The sequence below is a fragment of the Nonomuraea sp. NPDC054003 genome (assembly GCF_055585125.1).
Genome location: NZ_JBVJKR010000002.1, coordinates 456,627 through 472,562, shown reverse-complemented (window position 1 = coordinate 472,562; position 15,936 = coordinate 456,627). Strand labels below are relative to the sequence as shown.

Sequence of the window (15,936 nt, the reverse complement as noted above, 5' to 3'; positions counted from 1 at the left end):
CCACCGCTCGCTACGATCCGCTTCATGCTGAGAAAGCTGCTCCTCGTCCTCCTCGTCGCGGGCCTCACGGCCTGCTCGTCCGGCGGTGGCGAGGAGCTGCCCGCGGGGCCCGACCTGATGAAGAAGGCCGCGGCGGCCATGCGGTCGGTGAAGTCGGCGGCGTTCTCGATCGCCACGGACGGCAAGCCGAACGTCCCGGTCAAGAAGGCCGACGGCCGGCTGACGGCGCAGGGCGACGCCGACGGCACCATCACCCTGGAGGTGTTCGGCAGCCTCCAGGAGATCACCTTCGCGCTGATCGGCGACACCGTCCACTTCAAGGGCCCGACCGGCGGCTTCCAGAAGCTGACCCGGCGGGAGCTGGCCCAGCTGTACGATCCCTCGCTGATCCTCGACCCCGCCAAGGGCATCGCCCAGCTGCTCGAATCCGCCTCCGACCCGCTGGTCCAGGCCGAGGAGGGCGGCGCCTACCGGGTGGCGACCGGGTTCTCCGAGCAGACGCTCGGCACGCTCGTGCCGGGAGTCACCCAGCCCGTCAACGGCACGGTCTGGGTCGACAAGGCCACCAGCAGGCTCACCAAGGTCGAGCTGCCGCTGCAGGGCGGCAGCGTGAGCGTGACGCTGGCCGACTACGACGCGCCGGTGACGATCACGCCGCCCCCGTCGGCCGGATGAGGCGCGCGCGCCGGGTCGCGCTCGGCGTCGGCGGCGCGGTGGTGCTGCTGGCCGCGCTCGACGCGTACGTCGTGGTGACCGTCCTCATCGACATCGCCACCGACCTCGGCATCCCGCTGAACCGGCTGGAGCGGGCCACACCCGTGGTGACGGGCTTCCTGCTCGGCTACGTGGCCGCGATGCCGCTGCTCGGGCAGCTTTCCGACCGCTACGGCAGACGGCCGCTGATCCACGCCTGCCTGGCGGCGTTCGCGGCCGGCTCGGTGCTGACGGCGCTGGCGTCGTCCGAGATCATGGTGGTGTCGGGCCGGACCGTCCAGGGGATCGCCGGAGGGGCGCTGCTGCCCATCACCATGGCGCTCATCGGCGACCTGTGGGGCGAGCGCGAGCGGCCGGTGGCGCTGGGAGCGGTCGGCGCGGCCCAGGAGCTCGGCAGCGCGCTCGGGCCCGTGTACGGCGGGGTGCTGGCGCTGATCCCGAGCTTCGCGGTGCTCGGGGTGGAGCTGGGCGACTGGCACGCCATCTTCTGGATCAACCTCCCCCTGGCGCTCGCCGCCGCCCTCGCCGTGCAATGGGGCATCCCCGCCGGGAGCGGCGCGGGCGTGCCGCCGGAGGTTCCCGTGAAGGTGCGGGTGGACTGGGTCGGGGGCGGGTTACTCGCGCTGGCGCTGGGGCTGCTGGTGGTGGGGTTGTACAACCCGGACCCGGCCGCGGCCGTGCTGCCCGCCTGGGGCCCGCCGTTGATCGGGGCGGGCACGCTGGTGGGGGCGGCGTTCGTCTGGTGGGAGATCCGCTCGCCCGTGCGGTTGCTCGATCTCACGGGCGTGCCCAAGGGCCCGCTGCTGTCCACGCTGGGCGTGAGCTTCCTGACCGGGGCGGCGCTGCTGGTGACGATGGTGTTCGTGCAGTTCACCGCCCAGACGCTGCTCGGCCTGGAGGCGCTGGAGGCGGCGCTGGTGCTGGGCCGGTTCCTGATCGCGCTGCCGGTGGGGGCGCTGCTGGGCGGGCTGCTGACGCGGCGGTCCGGCGGCCGCGTGGTCACCGCGGCGGGCCTGCTGGTGGCCGCCGCCGGCTACGGGCTGATGAGCCGATGGCCGCTGGAGCTGGCGGACGCCCGGCTGATGATGGACGCCACGCTGGTGGTGGCGGGCCTGGGCGTGGGCCTGGTGATCGCGCCGGTGTCGGCGGCGGCGCTGCGGGTGACCCGGCCGGCGCAGCACGGCGTGGCGTCGGCGGCGGTCGTGGTGGCCAGGATGATGGGCATGCTGATCGGCATCGCCGCCGTCTCGGCCTGGGGTTTCTACCGCTTCCAGTCGCTGACCGCGCACCTCGACACGCCGGTGCCGTTCGGCGTCGAACCCGCCGAGTACGCCCGGCGGCTCGCCGAGTACACCGCCGAGGTGCGGGGCGCGCTGCACGTCGAGTACACCGAGATGTTCCTCGTGACGGCGTTCATCTGCCTGCTCGGCGCGGCGCTGGCGTGGTTCATGCCGCGTCGCTCCACAACACGCTCAACGCTCGTATAACTCCCACTCCTGGAGCATCGACCGGGACTACGCTGTTCCTCCTCACATCGAGAAGCAGGGGGCGAGCGTGTATGAGATCGGTGTTCTGCGTCCGCGCGAACTGGGGACGTCGGAGATCGACGCCTGGCGGGAGATGCAACGGGAGCAGCCTCATCTGGACAACCCGTTCCTGAGCCCTGATTTCGCCCTGGTGATGGGCGAGGTCAGCGACCGGGTCCGGGTCGCGGTGATCCGCGACGGTGACGGCATCGCCGGATTCCTCCCATACGAGGAACGTTCCGGCGTCGGGGCTGCCGTCGGCGCGTGGGTGTCGCTGTGCCAGGGGGTGGTGCACCGGCCTGGCGCCGTGTTCGAGGCGGGCAGGCTGCTGCGGGCGTGCGGGCTGCACGTGTGGGAGTTCGGCTGCCTGGTGCGGGACCAGCCGTGGTTCGCCCCGTACGTGACTCTGACGCAGGACGCGGTCGTGCTCGATCTGACCGAGGGCTACCAGGCCTATCTGAAAGGGCTGCGCGAACGGTCGCCGAAGTTCCTCAAGACGACCCAGTACAAGGAGCGCAAGCTCGGCCGCGACGCGGGCGAGGTGACGTCCACGTTCGCGGTGAGCCCCGGCGAGGTCGAGCAGTTCCGGCTGCTGCGCACGTGGAAGTCGGGGCAGTACGCGCGCAGCGGCCGCGCCGACCGGTTCGCCCGGCCGTGGGTGGTGGAGCTGGTGGAGCGGCTGCACGCCATCGACTCCAAGGACTTCGGCGGCGTGCTGTCGATGCTGTACGCGGACGGCACGCCGGTCGCCGGCCACTTCGGGCTGCGCAGCCGCTCGACGCTGGTCGGCTGGTTCCCCGCGTACGATCCGGAGTTCGCCAAATACTCCCCCGGGCTGATCCAGCATCTGCGGATGGCCGAGGCGGCGGCGGAGGCCGGGCTGGACGCGATCGACCTGAGCGTGGGCGCCGGCTACGAGTACAAGGACGCGCTCGCCAGCAGGACCGTTCCGGTGGCCGAGGGCGTGGTGCGGCGGCGGACGGCGCGGGCGGGCCTCCACTGGGCGCGCACCGAGCCGGTGCGGCTGGCCCGCCGGGCCGTCCTCGGCACGCCCGCGCTGTACCGGCTGGCCGACCGGGTGCTGAAGAGCTACGGCAAGCGCCGGGTGACCTCGTGAGGTCCCCCGGCCGGCTCCGGCGAGCGCGGGGTCGCGTCGTGGAGGCCGGCCGGACCCGCGACCCGCGACGGACGGCGTCATGAGGGCGACCGAGCTGGAGGCCCGGATGGGCGAGCGGCTCGGGCAGGGCTGCCTGCACGTGCCGTCGGCCCGGTTCGGGCTGCTGCTGGCGCTGCGCCACTGGTTCCGGCCCGGCGACCGGGTGCTGATCGCACCGACGAACTGCGAGACCGTGCTCTTCGTCGCCCTGGCCGCGGGGCTGACGCCGGTGATGGCGCCGGTCTCGGCCCGTGACGGCAACATCGACGTCGACCGGGTCGACTGGTCCGGGCTGGCGGGCGTGCTCACCACGCATCTGTACGGGGTGCCGGACCGGGTGGCCCGGCTGCGCGCCGCGTGCGCCCGGCACGGGCTGGTGCTGGTGGACGACGCCGCGCACGCCTTCCAGACGGAGGCCGACGGCCGGCCGGCCGGGCTGTGGGGCGAGGCCGGGGTGTTCAGCCTGGCCAAGCACGGGCGGGCGATGTCCGGCGGCTTCCTGACGGCCGCCGATCCGGCCGCGCTGCGGGAGCTGGCCGCGGCCCGCGAGGAGCTGCTGCTGCCCGGCCCGGCGCGGGCCCAGGTGTCGGCCGTGCTGCGGCCGCTGCTGCGGGAGGCGGTCTACCGGACCGGGCTGGTGCGGCCGGTGTGGCACGCGCTCAAGCGGCTCGGCCTCATGACGTGGACCGGCCACCGCTACCCGACCACCGCCGGCGAGGTGGCCAAGGCGGCGGGCGACCTGGACGCGATGGACCCGTGGCTCCGCATCGACCTGGACGACTGGCGGATGCGCCCCGGCCGCGCCCTGCTGCGCCTGCACCGTTCCCGGATCCGCGCCATCGGGCGCGAGCGGGAGCGCAGGCTGGCCGGGGTCGCGGCGCTGCGCGCCACCCCGTGGGCCGCGCCTGGGGTGACGGACGCGCCGGTGCGGCCGCTGCTGCGGGTCCCGCTGCTCGTGGCCGACCGCGACCGGGTCGTGGCCGCGCTGGAGTCGCACGGCGTGGTGCCGGGCTTCGTGTACGACCCGCCCCTCGACGACTACCTGACCACGATCCTGCCCGCCGACCCGCTCGATGCCCACCCCTCGATTCCCCCCGCCGACCCGCTCGACGGCGACCGCCCGATCCCCACCGCCGACCGGCTCGATGCCGACCGCCCGATCCCCACCGCCGACCGGCTCGATGCCGAGCGTCTGATCCCCAGCGGTCCCACGCCCGGTGTCGCGCGCTGGTGGACGGGGCACGTGCTGCCCGCCGACCCGCTCGACGCCGGTCGCCTGATCCCGTTGCTGGAGCGGCTGGGTGTCCGGCCGCCGCTGGAAGGACCGCCTCCTGATGACGAGTGACACAGGGGCGGTCCCGCGCCGGACCGGGCTGGTCGCCCGGCTCCGCATCGACCTGCGCGACCCGCTCTTCCTCCAGGGCTACGCCCTCATGGTCAACACCGCGGTCACGGCGCTGCTCGGGCTGGGCTACTGGTTCCTGGCCGTGCGGCTGTACGACCCGGCCGCGTTCGGCCAGGGCCAGCTCATGATCACGGCGATGCGGCTGTTCTCCTCGCTCGTCGGGCTGGCGTTCGTGGGGGTGATGGCCCGGTTCATCCCGGTGTCGGGGCGCGGCACGGGCGGGCTGGTGCTGCGCGGCTACGGGGTGGCCGGCATCACGGCGGTGCTGGCGGCGCTCGGGTTCCTGCTGACGCTGCCGTTGTGGGGGCCCGCCTACGGGGAGCTGGCCGGGTTCGTGCCCGCGGTGGTGTTCCTCGCGTCGGTGCTGGTGTGGACGATCTTCACCTTGCAGGACGTGGTGCTCGCCGGGCTCCGGCAGGCCGTCTGGGTGCCGGTCAACAGCACGGTGTTCGGGCTGGCCAAGATGGTGCTGCTGGTCGTGCTGGCCGGGGCCCTGCCGGTGGGCGGGCTGTACGGCGGGATCTTCGTCTCGTGGATGGTGCCCACGGCGCTCGCCCTCATCCCGGTCACCTTGCTGATCTTCAAGGTGGCGGTGCCCCGGCACGTGGCCCGCACCGGCGCGAACGCCACCCCGCCGCGGCTGCGGGAGATCGGCCGGTTCGTGGCCGGCGACTTCTCCGGCACCCTGTCCACGCTGCTCGTGCTCTACCTGGTGCCGGTCATGGTGGGCGCCTGGCTCAACGACGCCGAGCTGTTCGGCTACTTCTCCATCTCCCACACGCTCGGCTGCATGATGGGGCTGCTGGCGGCCAACATGGCGGTCTCGCTGACCGTCGAAGGCTCGCTCGACGCCGGGCGGCTGGCGCGGAGCACCCGCGACGCGCTGCGCCGCACCTTCCTGATCGTCGGGCCGGTGGTGGCCGTCGTGGTGGCCGGGGCGCCGCTGATCCTGCGGGTGTTCGGGCCCGAGCTGGCCGAGGCCGGCACGCCGCTGCTGCGGCTGATGGCCGTCGGGGTGCTGCCGATGGCGCTGGTGGAGATCCGGCTCGGCACGCTGCGGGCCCGCAGCGAGGCCAGGAAGCTGGCCACCGTGCAGATCGGCATGACGCTGCTGGTGTTCGCCACCGTGATCGCGCTGTTCCCGGTGGCGGGCGTCACCGGCGTCGGCTACGCCCTGCTGATCAGCCAGACGGTGACCGGGCTGTGCGTGCTGCCCGGACTGCGCAAGGTGCTGGCGCTCCCCCGTACCGGCTGACCCGCCGTCCGGTGAGCCCGGACGGCGGGCCGGGCCGCTACGGCGTGAGGCGGTGCAGGTCGCGCGGGAACGCGGTGACCTGGCGGATGTTCGCCGCGCCCGTCAGGCGCGCCGTCCACCGCTCCAGCCCGATGGCGAACCCGCCGTGCGGGGGCATCCCGTACGCGAACGTCCGCAGATATCCCTCGTACGGCTCCGCGCTCTCACCGCCGGCGGCCAGCGCGTCCAGGTAGTCCTGATGGCGGTGCAGCCGCTGCCCGCCGGTCACCAGCTCCAGGCCGCGGAAGAGCAGGTCGAAGCCGTTGGAGTAGCCGGGCCTGCCGGGGTCGGGATGGGTGTAGAAGGGCCGTTTGGCCATCGGGTAGCCGGTGACGAACAGGAACTCCGAGCCGTGCTCCTTCAGCGCCCACTCCGACAGCCACCGCTCCTGGGCGGGTGAGAGGTCGGGCTCGTCCTCGCCCGTCATCCGCTGCGCCTCGGTGAAGTGGATCGCCGGGATCTCGTCGGGCACCCCCGGCAGCTCGGCGCCGAGCAGGGCCACGGCCGGGGCGGCGCGCTCGCGTACCGACTCCAGCATGCCCGCCACGGCCTCGCGCAGCACCGCCATCACGTCCCGGTGGTCGCGGACGAAGCCCAGCTCGGCGTCGAGGCTGGTGTACTGGGCCAGGTGGCGTACGGTGTCGTGCGGCTCGGCCCGGAAGACCGGCCCCACTTCGTACACCCGCTCGAACACGCCCACCATCGCCTGCTTGTAGAACTGCGGCGACTGGGCGAGGTAGGCGGGCCGGCCGAAGTAGTCGATGCCGAACACGTTCGCGCCGGACTCGGTGGCCGACGCGACGATCTTCGGGGTGTGCACCTCGGTGAACCCCAGCCGGTCCAGCGCTGCGCGGAACCCCGCCACGCTCGCGGCCGAGATCTCCAGAGGCGCCCGCAGCGCCGGATGGCGCAGGGCGGCGGGCGCGTGGTCGAGCACCGTCGGCAGCGTCGCCGCCACCACGGGCCTGAACAGGTCGAACGGCGGAGGCTCGACCGGCCGTGACAGCAGCTCGATCTCCGGCTCGGTCAACTCGGCGCCGCCCGGCGCCTGCGGGTTGACGGTCACCCTGCCGGTGACCTGGACGACGCTCTCCTCGGCGGGCAGGTCGCCCGCGGTGACCGCCTGGGCCAGCCCTGAGCGGTCCCTGACGACGAGGAAGGACACGGATTTCAGCAGCCGGCGGCGATGGACCCAGCCGGCGATCGTCACTCGTTGCCCGGCGTGCTCGGCGAGCTCGGCGGACAGGACACGAGAGATCATGACAGCTCCTGATGAGGAAGGTGTATGACCCCTTGGGAGTGCGGGGGAGAAGGGAGCTCCCGGTGCCACCGCACTTTCGCCGCCCGGGAAAGGGCGGCCTCTCGGACCCGGTGACGGGGGTCAGGCCGGCGGGGCATTTCCTCCCCGCACTCAGGAGTGTCTTCACCGGGGGCGCGGGACCGCCTTCACAGCATCGGCGGCTCTCTCGGCCCGCGTGGACCCCGGCTACTCGTCTCCGTCGACGCGTTGCCGACGATGGTATCAGCGATCCTTTTTCTGGCGCTTCTCCCTGATCTTCATCGTGACCTCGATCGGCGAGCCGGCGAAGCCGAACTCCTCGCGCAGCCGCCGCTCGATGAAGCGCCGGTAGGTGTCCTCCAGCCAGCCGGAGGTGAACAGGACGAACTTGGGCGGCTCGATCGACGCCTGTGTGGCGAACAGGATCTTCGGCTGCTTGCCGCCGCGCACCGGGGGCGGCGTCTGCTGCACCAGCTCGGTCAGGAACGCGTTCAGCCGGGACGTCGGCACCCGGGTCGCCCAGGACTCCAGCGCCCGCTCCAGGGCCGGCACCAGCCGGTCGACGTGGCGGCCGGTCTTGGCGGAGATGTTGACCCGCAGCGCCCACGGGGTGCGGACGAGCTGCCGGTCGATCTCCTTCTCCAGGTAGTAGCGGCGGTCCTCGTCGACGAGGTCCCACTTGTTGAACGCGACCACCATGGCCCGGCCGGACTCGATCACCAGGCCGATGATGCGCAGGTCCTGCTCGGTGAGGGGCTCGCTGGCGTCGATGAGCACGACCGCCACCTCCGAGCGCTCCAGCGCGGAGCGGGTGCGCATGGCGGCGTAGAAGTCGGCGCCCTGCAGCTCGCGGTCGCGCCGCCGGATGCCGGCCGTGTCGACGAACCGCCAGGTGCGGCCGCCCAGCTCGATCAGCTCGTCGACGGGGTCGCGGGTGGTGCCGGCCATCGGGTCGACCAACACCCGCTCCTCCCCCGCCAGCTTGTTGAGCAGGGAGGACTTGCCGACGTTGGGCTTGCCGAGCAGCGCCACCCGGTAGGGGCCGCGCTCGTCGGCGAAGCGCTCGCGCGGGGTCTCGGGCAGCGCGTCGAGCACCACGTCGAGCAGGTCGCCGCTGGCGCGGCCGTGCAGCGCGGAGACGGGGTAGGGCTCGCCGAGGCCGAGCGACCACAGCGCGGCGGCCTCCAGCTCGACCTGCTGGTTGTCGACCTTGTTGGCGGCCAGGATCACCGGCTTGCCCGACTGGCGCAGCACGGAGCCGACGATCTCGTCGGCGTCGGTGGCGCCCACGGTCGCGTCGACCACGAACACGATCACGTCGGCCAGCTCGGTCGCGACCTGCGCCTGCTCGGCGATGCGCAGGCCCATGCCGGTGGCGTCAGGGTCCCACCCGCCGGTGTCGACCACGGTGAAGCGGCGGCCGCGCCAGTTGGCCTCGTAGGTCACCCGGTCGCGGGTCACCCCCGGCACGTCCTCCACGACCGCCTCCCGGCGGCCGATGATGCGGTTGACCAGCGTGGACTTGCCGACGTTCGGCCGCCCGACGATGGCCACGACCGGCAGCGGCGTGCTATCGCCGACGTCGCCGGAAACCTCGAGATCGTCGAGCTCAGCCTCGACCCAATCCCCCGTAGACATGGTGTCTCATCCTTATGAGTCCCGCACCGCTCAGGTGCGCTCCTTGACCAGTCTCAACACCTCCGCGATCACCTCGTCGAGGTTGAGCGCGGTGGTGTCGAGCTCGACGGCGCCATCCGCCATCGAGAGTGGATCCGTCTTGCGTGTCGAGTCGAGGGTGTCGCGCCTGGCCAGGGCCGCCTGCTGCGCCTCCGCCGTGGTGCCGGCCAGCTCCGCCGACCGGCGCTGGGCGCGGGCCTCGGGGCTGGCCGTCAGGTAGATCTTGACGGGGGCGTCGGGGGCGACGACGGTGCCGATGTCGCGGCCCTCGACCACGATGTCGCCGGCGCCGATGATCTCCCGCTGGAGGGCGACGAGCCTGGCCCGCACCTCGGGCACCGCCGCCACGGCGGAGACCGCCGAGGTGACCTCGTCCTCCCGGATCGGCCCCGCCACGTCGACGGCGCCGACGTGGATGGCAGGGCTGTCGGGGTCGGTGCCGGAGACGATCTCAGGCTCGCCGCAGCGGGCCGCGATCGTGGCGGAGTCGGCGAGGTCGACGCCCTGCCGGAGGATCCACCAGGTCATCGCCCGGTATTGCGCTCCGGTGTCCAGGTAGCGCAGACCCAGCGCGCGGGCCACCCCGCGCGACGCGCTCGACTTGCCCGACCCCGAAGGGCCGTCCATGGCGACGACCAGACCGGCCACGGCTCTCCCTCTTCACGTGTGCTGACCCAACCTCACGAGGTTACCGTCTCGCGCCACCGCGACGAGCCGGTCAGTCGGCGACCCAGCTCCCGTGGAAGCCCAGCGGCACCCTGACCGGCAGGTGGACGGTGGCCACCGGGTCGCCGGTGAAATCCTGCGCCGGCAGGATCACCAGGTCGGCCGCGCCTCTGTCCGGGTTGTTGACGAAGGTGAGCACGTACCCGTCGTCCTCCGCGTCGCCCGACGGCACGAACACCGGCTCGCCCACGTAAGCGCCGACTCCGAACTGGCGGGCCTGCTGCGTGCCCGCCGCCAGGTCGTGCTTGATCAGCGTGTTGTCGAACGCCTCGTCGGGCAGGTCCTCCAGCTCGGTGTCGTCGGGATAGACCACGTCGATCAGGTCGCGGGCGGCCGCGGTGTAGCCGTAGCGGTAGGGCCTGCCGGTCAGCCGCTCGTCCATGCGCGGGAACTCCTGCGCCCTGTCGTCCAGCCGCGTCTCGGTGAAGGTGCCGGCGACCGGGTCGACACGCCAGCGGTCGAGCGTCGGCGTGCCGCCCAGGTCGAGCCGGGCGTCGACGAACCGCTGCGGGTAACGCACCAGGTCGACCACCACCTGGTCGCCGTCGTCGTAGGCGTTGAGCGTGTGGAAGACCCAGCACGGCGGCACCTCCACCCAGCTCACCTCGCCGGTCGCCCGCGACAGCAGGCCGACCCTTGAGGCGTGGCCGGGGTTCCACGCGTACGGCAGCGAGGCGCCCTGCTCGGCGTGGGCCATGCTGAAGGTGACCGGCAGGTCGTAGATGACCACGTACTTCTCGGTGAGCGCGAAGTCGTGCAGCATGGGCGCGTCGGCGATCGGGATGTCCATGGTCCGCACGACCGTGCCCTTGTCGTCGAGCACGATGTGCTGGTGGTGGTCCCAGCCGAAGAAGTACGCCATGGCGTGCAGCTCGCCGGTGGCCGGGTCGAGGTGGGTGTGGGCGGCGAACCCGCCGGGCAGGCCGCCGTCGAAGTCGCACGGGCCGATGGTGTCGAGCTCGTAGCTCATCTCGTACGGGAGTGCCCCGGCCTCGACGGTGGCCAGGGTGCGCCCGGCGATGCCGAGCACGTGGGTGTTGGGGGCGAAGTCCATGCCCTCGTGGGTGAGCGTGGAGCGCGGCTCCTCGCCGAGCCGCCGGGCCACGGCGGCGTTGCGCACCCACCGGTTGCGGTACCACTCGGCGCGGCCGTCGCGCAGCCGCACGCCGTGGATCATGCCTTCGCCGAGGAACAGGTGGGAGGCGGACGGGTCGTCCAGGCTCAGCGGGTTGGGGCCGTTGCGCAGGTAGCGGCCGTTCAGCTCGGCCGGGATCCGGCCGGTCACCTCCAGGTCGTAGGCGGTGATCTCCTCGGTGACGGGGGCGAAGCCGTCGCGGTACGGGTGGGACGTCATGGGGTGGTCCTCTCGTCTGGAACGAGGAAGGGATGCAGCACCGAGGTCCACAGCAGCCGGTAGCGGCGCCCGGCCTCGGCCCGGTCGAAGAAGCCGGAGAGCTCCAGGCTCACCGCGCCGTGCATGGCCATCCAGAGCACGTCGGCGATCTCCGCGGCGTCGCCGCCGCGCAGCCGCCCCTCGTCGAGGCAGCGCCGCACGCCGCCCACGAGCAGGCGGAACGTCCGCCGGGCGGCATCCCTGGCCGCCTCGTCGGGGATGTAGCCGGACAGGGCGCCCTGAAACATCAGCCGGTAGTACTCCGGCTCCTCCAGCGCGTACTCCCGGTAGGCGGCGACGCCGGCCCGCAGCCGCTCCAGCGGGTCGTCGTCGTGGGGCACCTCCAGCAGCCGCCGCTCGAACCGGGCGAAACCCTCCAGCCAGAGCGCCCGGCAGAGCCCGTCCTTGCCGCCGAACAGCGTGTAGATGACCTTGGTGGAACAGCCGGCCTCGCCGGCGATGCGCCGCACGGTCAGCGCCGCGGGCCCCTCGCCGATCAGCAGGCTCTTGGCGGCGTCGAGGATCACTGCCCGCACGACGCCCTGCCCCTCCTGCTGGGCCTGCTGGTACGCGGTCACGCTCATGTTCGGTAACGCCGTTTCTTCTCGGTAACGCTGTTACCGTCTTTCTATCCCGGCTTCCCCGGCCCGTCAAGGCATGAGCGGACTCCCTCGGGTGAGAAGCCGTGCGTGAGAGCTGACAGCAAGGTGACGGTGGTGGTGGTGACCCGCGACCGCCTGCGCACGCTGCAGCGCTCGCTCCCCCGCCATCGCGGCCCGGTGATCTTGGTGGACAACGGTTCCACCGACGGCACCGCCGGGTTCGTCCGCCGCCACCACCCGCACGTCCAGGTCGTGGAGAACGGCCGTAACCTCGGCGCGCCCGCCCGCAACGTGGGCGTGCGGCTGGCGCGGACCCCGTACGTGGCCTTCGCCGACGACGACTCGTGGTGGGCGCCCGGGGCGCTGGAGCGGGCGGCCGGGCTCTTCGACGCCCACCCGCGCCTGGCCGTGCTCGGCGCGCGCCTGCTGGTGGGGCCCGAGGAGCGGCTCGACCCGGTCAGCGAGGAGATGCGCCGCTCGCCGCTGGGGGTCGCCGCCGACCTGCCCGGCCCGAGCGTGCTCGGCTTCCTGGCGTGCGGCGCGGTGGTGCGCAGGGACGCCTTCCTGGAGGCCGGCGGCTTCGACGACGTGGTGTTCTTCTTCGGCGAGGAGGAGCGGCTGGCGCTGGACCTGGCCGCGCGCGGCTGGGGTCTCGCCTACGCCGACGACGTGGTGGCACACCACCACCCGACGCCTCCCCGCGACCCTGCGGCCCGGCAGGCCCTGGCGGCGCGCAACGCGCTGCTGACGGCCGTGCTGCGCCGTCCGTGGCCGGTGGTGGCCCGGCGGTCGCTGGACGCCCTGCGTCAAGGCAGGGCGGGCCGGCGCGGCCTGCTCGACGCCCTCCCCCGGATCCGCCGCGCCCTGGCCCGGCGCGAGGCACTGCCGCCGGAGGTCGAACGAGCACGAAAGGCGCTTGATCGTTACAATCTGTGACTTTTGGGTAGCAATGGGTTATGACTACAGCACCGAACCCGATCCAGCTGCAGAAGCACCTCAAGGGTGTCGACTACCCGGCCTCCAAGGCCGACCTGCTGGAGGCCGCCCGCAAACACGGCGCCGACCAGGACACGATGCGCGCCCTGGAAGCCATGCCCGACCGCGAGTACGACGGCCCCAACGCCGTCAGCCAAGCGATCACCCGGCGCTGAACCACCTAGGGTCCCGGCACCACGCCGGGACCCTTCACCATGCCGCTACGGCACCTGCCAGCCGCGCTCGCGCAGGGCCTGGCTCAGCGAGCCGGCCGCGTCGGGCTGCACCGACAGCTCGGCCACGCCCAGGGGCAGGCCGGGAGCGTGCTCCAGGCGGACGTCCTCGACGTTGACCCCGACCTCGTCGCACACCTGGAACAGCCGCGCCAGCTGGCCCGGACTGTCACCGATGACGACCTGGACGACGGCGTACGCGGAAGCCGGGCCGCCGTGCTTGCCCGGGATCCGCCCGTGGCCCACGACCCCGCGCTTGAGCAGCTGGGTCAGCTCGCCGGACGCGGTGCCGTCGCCCCCGGACAGCGCCCGCAGCGCCGACGCCGCCTCCGCCAGGTCACGGGAGACCGCCTCCAGCACCTCGGCGACCGGGGCCGAGTTGCCGGACAGGATGCCCAGCCACAGGCCGGGATCACCGCCGGCGATCCTGGTCACGTCGCGCACCCCCTGACCGGCCAGGCCGAGCGCCACATCGGAGGCGTCGGCCAAGCGAGCCGCCACCGCCGAGGCCGCGACGTGCGGGGCGTGCGAGATCACCGCGACCGCCCGGTCGTGCTCGGCCGCGTCGACCTCGACCGCGTTCGCGCCGCACAGCTCGATCAGCCGCAGCACCGCCGCCGTCGCCTCCGCGGACGCCTCGGGCGTGGGACAGAACGCCCACGGCCGCCCCAGGAACAGGTCGGCCCTGGCCGCGCCCGGCCCGGACCGCTCACGGCCCGCCAGCGGGTGCGAGGCCACGTACGCGGACAGGTCACAGCCCAGCTCGCGCGCCCGGTCGATCGGCTCCGCCTTGACGCTGGCCACGTCGGTGAAGAACCGCGCCGCGCCGCCCTCCTGCAGCCGCCGCAGCTCGGTGGCGACGTAACCGGGCGGCACCGCGATCACCGCCAGGTCGGCGCTCTCGCCGGGCCGCCACTCCTCACCGGCGCCGAGCTCGCGCGCGAGCCGCACGGCCCCCTGGTCTCGGTCGGCGAGCAGCACGCGCACCTCGTGCTTGCGCAGCGCGAGCGCCAGCGAGGTGCCGATGAGACCGGTGCCCACAACCAGCACGGTGCGGAGTTCGGAGGCCATGTCGTTGTCCTGATTTCGGTACGGGAGTCGTACGGGCAGATTATTGGGCGATTTATTGGGCGATGTCCTGACGGAGCGCGACGGCGCCGCGCAGATACACATGCTGGATCGCCGAGCGGGGCCGATCGGTCTCGACATGCGCCATGAGCCGCACCACCCTGGGCAGCGCACCCGGCACGCCGATCTCGGTGCAGCAGATCAGCGGCACCTCGTGGAACCCCAGCTTGCGCGCCGCCAGCGCCGGGAACTCCGCCGTCAGGTCGGGAGTGGCGGTGAACAGCACACTGATCACGTCGTCCGTGGTGAGCTCGTTGCGCTCCATGACCTGGGCGACCAGCTCGGTCGTCCCCTCGATGATCGAGTTACGGTCGTCGGCGTCCACCTGGATCGCGCCGCGGATCGCCCGCACCATGCGCTTCGCTCCTTCTATAGCGGGAGAGCCCGTGCGGAGATTCGCACGGGCTCCAGCGTCGTGGCCAGGTTACAGCTTCACCGCGGCGTACAATTCGCCGACCTCACGCAGCGTCAGCGCCCTGAGCGTGCCGGGCTTGGTGCGGCCCAGCTTCACCGGGCCGAACTCGATGCGGGCCAGGTCGATGACCCGGTGGCCGGACTCCTCCAGCATGCGTCGTACGACGTGCTTGCGCCCCTCGTGCAGCACCACCTCGACCAGCGCCTGCTGGCCGTGCTCCTGCACGATCTGGAAGTCGTCGGCCTTGGCGATGCCGTCCTCCAGCTCGATGCCCTGCTTGAGCCGGCGGCCCAGGTCGCGCGGGATCGGGCCGGGCACCTTGGCCCAGTACTTCTTCGGCACCCCGTAGCTCGGGTGGGTGAGCCGGTTGGCCAGCTCGCCGTCGTTGGTGAGCAGCAGCAGGCCCTCGGTCTCGGTGTCAAGCCTGCCCACGTGGAACAGCCGCGGAGCCAGCTCCTCCACGAAGTCGGCCAGGCACGGCCGGCCCTGCGGGTCCTCCATGGTCGACACCACGCCGATCGGCTTGTTCAGCGCGTAGTAGACCAGGTCGGGCGCGGTCGGGATACGCCTGCCGTCGACGTGGATGACCTGCTTGGCCGGGTCGACCTTGGCGCCGAACCTGCGCACCACCTGGCCGTCCACGGTGACGCGGCCGTCGCCGATCATCTCCTCGCAGGCCCTGCGGCTGGCGACCCCGGCCTGGGCGAGCACCTTCTGCAGGCGCACCCCGCCCGGGACCTCGGTGGTGTCGCGTTCGTCGGTGTAGCCCTCGGGGTAGAAGTCGCGGTCGCGGACGGGCTGGCGTGCGGTCTTGAACCGGTCCTTGGGCGTGGCCCGGTCTCCGGCGCCGCGCCGCGAGTCGCCCAGCGTGTGGACGCCGTCGCGCTTGGACACCCGCCCGCTGCGGGCGCCTTCGTCCCGCCGGGGCGTGCGGCCCGCGCCGCCGCGGTCTCCTTCGTCGCGCCTGCCGTAACGGGCCCGCGACGAACCCTGGGGGCCTTCCCTGCGCCCGCTCCGGTCCACCCGGAACCCGCCGCGCTCCTCCGCACGGCCGCCGCCGGAGGACTCGTACTCGATGTCCTCGCCGGAGAGACCGAGGTCGTCCCGCGCGGGCCGCTCGGAACGGCCGCCGTCATGCCCGTACGTGGCCCGCGTACCGCCGTCCCTGCGGGCGCGCGGCGAGTCACGTCCGTCGCCCTGGTCCCGGCCGTACCGGTCCTCCCCACGCGAGCTTCCGCGCGCGTCATCACGCCGGTAGGACCCACGCGCGTCATCGCGACGGAAGGACCCGCCGGAGGACCCACGCGCGTCATCACGCCGGAACGAACCGCCTGAAGACCCACGCGCATCATCACGACGGAACCCGCCACGGTCATCCCGCGAACCCCGACGGTCACCACGGAACTCCCCGCC

15 protein-coding genes are annotated in these 15,936 nt (G+C 72.9%); 7 read left to right on the top strand and 8 right to left on the bottom strand.

Annotation, left to right across the window (positions count from 1 at the left end; genetic code table 11):
- Positions 1–24: 24 nt before the first annotated feature.
- From ACZ6YG_RS06375 to ACZ6YG_RS06355, 5 genes are all read left to right on the top strand, one after another.
- Positions 25–675, top strand: a complete 651-nt coding sequence (locus ACZ6YG_RS06375) for an LppX_LprAFG lipoprotein (protein WP_271278145.1) — start codon at positions 25–27, stop codon at positions 673–675.
- Positions 672–2,201 (top strand): MFS transporter, encoded by a 1,530-nt coding sequence (locus tag ACZ6YG_RS06370; protein WP_466017364.1) that lies wholly within the window; start codon positions 672–674, stop codon positions 2,199–2,201. Before ACZ6YG_RS06375 ends, ACZ6YG_RS06370 begins: the two co-directional genes overlap by 4 nt.
- A gap of 67 nt (positions 2,202–2,268) precedes the next feature.
- A complete protein-coding gene (locus ACZ6YG_RS06365; RefSeq protein ID WP_271278143.1) occupies positions 2,269–3,357 on the top strand; it encodes a GNAT family N-acetyltransferase in 1,089 nt (362 codons plus the stop codon).
- A gap of 79 nt (positions 3,358–3,436) precedes the next feature.
- A complete protein-coding gene (locus ACZ6YG_RS06360; protein ID WP_466017363.1) occupies positions 3,437–4,741 on the top strand; it encodes a DegT/DnrJ/EryC1/StrS family aminotransferase in 1,305 nt (434 codons plus the stop codon).
- Positions 4,731–6,056 carry a lipopolysaccharide biosynthesis protein gene (locus ACZ6YG_RS06355; RefSeq protein WP_466017362.1) on the top strand — a complete coding sequence of 442 codons (1,326 nt, stop codon included), beginning with the start codon at positions 4,731–4,733 and terminating at the stop codon, positions 6,054–6,056. Before ACZ6YG_RS06360 ends, ACZ6YG_RS06355 begins: the two co-directional genes overlap by 11 nt.
- Before the next feature lie 37 nt (positions 6,057–6,093).
- Here the strand turns inward: ACZ6YG_RS06355 and aspS are convergent, their stop codons facing one another.
- The 5 genes from aspS to ACZ6YG_RS06330 form a co-directional block, all read right to left on the bottom strand.
- Positions 6,094–7,356 carry an aspartate--tRNA(Asn) ligase gene (aspS, locus tag ACZ6YG_RS06350; RefSeq protein ID WP_466017361.1) on the bottom strand — a complete coding sequence of 421 codons (1,263 nt, stop codon included), beginning with the start codon at positions 7,354–7,356 and terminating at the stop codon, positions 6,094–6,096.
- A 261-nt stretch (positions 7,357–7,617) separates the two neighbouring features.
- A complete protein-coding gene (der, locus tag ACZ6YG_RS06345; protein WP_466017360.1) occupies positions 7,618–9,012 on the bottom strand; it encodes a ribosome biogenesis GTPase Der in 1,395 nt (464 codons plus the stop codon).
- Positions 9,013–9,042: 30 nt separating this feature from the next.
- Complete coding sequence (gene cmk / locus ACZ6YG_RS06340) at positions 9,043–9,699, bottom strand: (d)CMP kinase (protein WP_261808653.1); 657 nt, start codon at positions 9,697–9,699, stop codon at positions 9,043–9,045.
- A 70-nt stretch (positions 9,700–9,769) separates the two neighbouring features.
- Entirely contained in the window at positions 9,770–11,131 is a 1,362-nt protein-coding gene (locus ACZ6YG_RS06335; protein WP_466017359.1) for a carotenoid oxygenase family protein, read from the bottom strand.
- Positions 11,128–11,754 carry a TetR/AcrR family transcriptional regulator gene (locus tag ACZ6YG_RS06330; RefSeq protein ID WP_466017358.1) on the bottom strand — a complete coding sequence of 209 codons (627 nt, stop codon included), beginning with the start codon at positions 11,752–11,754 and terminating at the stop codon, positions 11,128–11,130. Before ACZ6YG_RS06330 ends, ACZ6YG_RS06335 begins: the two co-directional genes overlap by 4 nt.
- 105 nt (positions 11,755–11,859) lie before the next feature.
- Here ACZ6YG_RS06330 and ACZ6YG_RS06325 point away from each other — a divergent pair, with 105 nt between their 5' ends.
- Both ACZ6YG_RS06325 and ACZ6YG_RS06320 read left to right on the top strand, forming a co-directional pair.
- A complete protein-coding gene (locus tag ACZ6YG_RS06325) occupies positions 11,860–12,708 on the top strand; it encodes a glycosyltransferase family 2 protein (protein ID WP_261808654.1) in 849 nt (282 codons plus the stop codon).
- Between the two features lie 20 nt (positions 12,709–12,728).
- The gene (locus ACZ6YG_RS06320; RefSeq protein WP_148032579.1) at positions 12,729–12,923 is read left to right on the top strand and encodes a DUF2795 domain-containing protein; all 195 of its coding nucleotides are present in this window, start codon (positions 12,729–12,731) and stop codon (positions 12,921–12,923) included.
- A 45-nt stretch (positions 12,924–12,968) separates the two neighbouring features.
- Here the strand turns inward: ACZ6YG_RS06320 and ACZ6YG_RS06315 are convergent, their stop codons facing one another.
- The 3 genes from ACZ6YG_RS06315 to ACZ6YG_RS06305 form a co-directional block, all read right to left on the bottom strand.
- On the bottom strand, positions 12,969–14,051 hold the full coding sequence (locus ACZ6YG_RS06315; RefSeq protein WP_148032580.1) for a prephenate dehydrogenase: 1,083 nt from the start codon (positions 14,049–14,051) through the stop codon (positions 12,969–12,971).
- A 52-nt stretch (positions 14,052–14,103) separates the two neighbouring features.
- Entirely contained in the window at positions 14,104–14,463 is a 360-nt protein-coding gene (gene aroH / locus ACZ6YG_RS06310) for a chorismate mutase (protein ID WP_148032581.1), read from the bottom strand.
- Between the two features lie 69 nt (positions 14,464–14,532).
- The gene (locus ACZ6YG_RS06305; RefSeq protein ID WP_308249218.1) at positions 14,533–15,417 is read right to left on the bottom strand and encodes a pseudouridine synthase; all 885 of its coding nucleotides are present in this window, start codon (positions 15,415–15,417) and stop codon (positions 14,533–14,535) included.
- Between the last annotated feature and the right edge of the window lie 519 nt (positions 15,418–15,936).

Coding starts and splice junctions, on each gene's coding strand:
- der (WP_466017360.1), bottom strand. CDS start 9,012: ATGTCTACGGGGGATTGGGTCGAGGCTGAGCTCGACGATCTCGAGGTT.
- ACZ6YG_RS06330 (WP_466017358.1), bottom strand. CDS start 11,754: ATGAGCGTGACCGCGTACCAGCAGGCCCAGCAGGAGGGGCAGGGCGTC.
- aroH (WP_148032581.1), bottom strand. CDS start 14,463: ATGGTGCGGGCGATCCGCGGCGCGATCCAGGTGGACGCCGACGACCGT.
- ACZ6YG_RS06320 (WP_148032579.1), top strand. CDS start 12,729: ATGACTACAGCACCGAACCCGATCCAGCTGCAGAAGCACCTCAAGGGT.
- ACZ6YG_RS06355 (WP_466017362.1), top strand. CDS start 4,731: ATGACGAGTGACACAGGGGCGGTCCCGCGCCGGACCGGGCTGGTCGCC.
- ACZ6YG_RS06370 (WP_466017364.1), top strand. CDS start 672: ATGAGGCGCGCGCGCCGGGTCGCGCTCGGCGTCGGCGGCGCGGTGGTG.
- ACZ6YG_RS06375 (WP_271278145.1), top strand. CDS start 25: ATGCTGAGAAAGCTGCTCCTCGTCCTCCTCGTCGCGGGCCTCACGGCC.
- aspS (WP_466017361.1), bottom strand. CDS start 7,356: ATGATCTCTCGTGTCCTGTCCGCCGAGCTCGCCGAGCACGCCGGGCAA.
- ACZ6YG_RS06360 (WP_466017363.1), top strand. CDS start 3,437: ATGAGGGCGACCGAGCTGGAGGCCCGGATGGGCGAGCGGCTCGGGCAG.
- ACZ6YG_RS06335 (WP_466017359.1), bottom strand. CDS start 11,131: ATGACGTCCCACCCGTACCGCGACGGCTTCGCCCCCGTCACCGAGGAG.
- ACZ6YG_RS06315 (WP_148032580.1), bottom strand. CDS start 14,051: ATGGCCTCCGAACTCCGCACCGTGCTGGTTGTGGGCACCGGTCTCATC.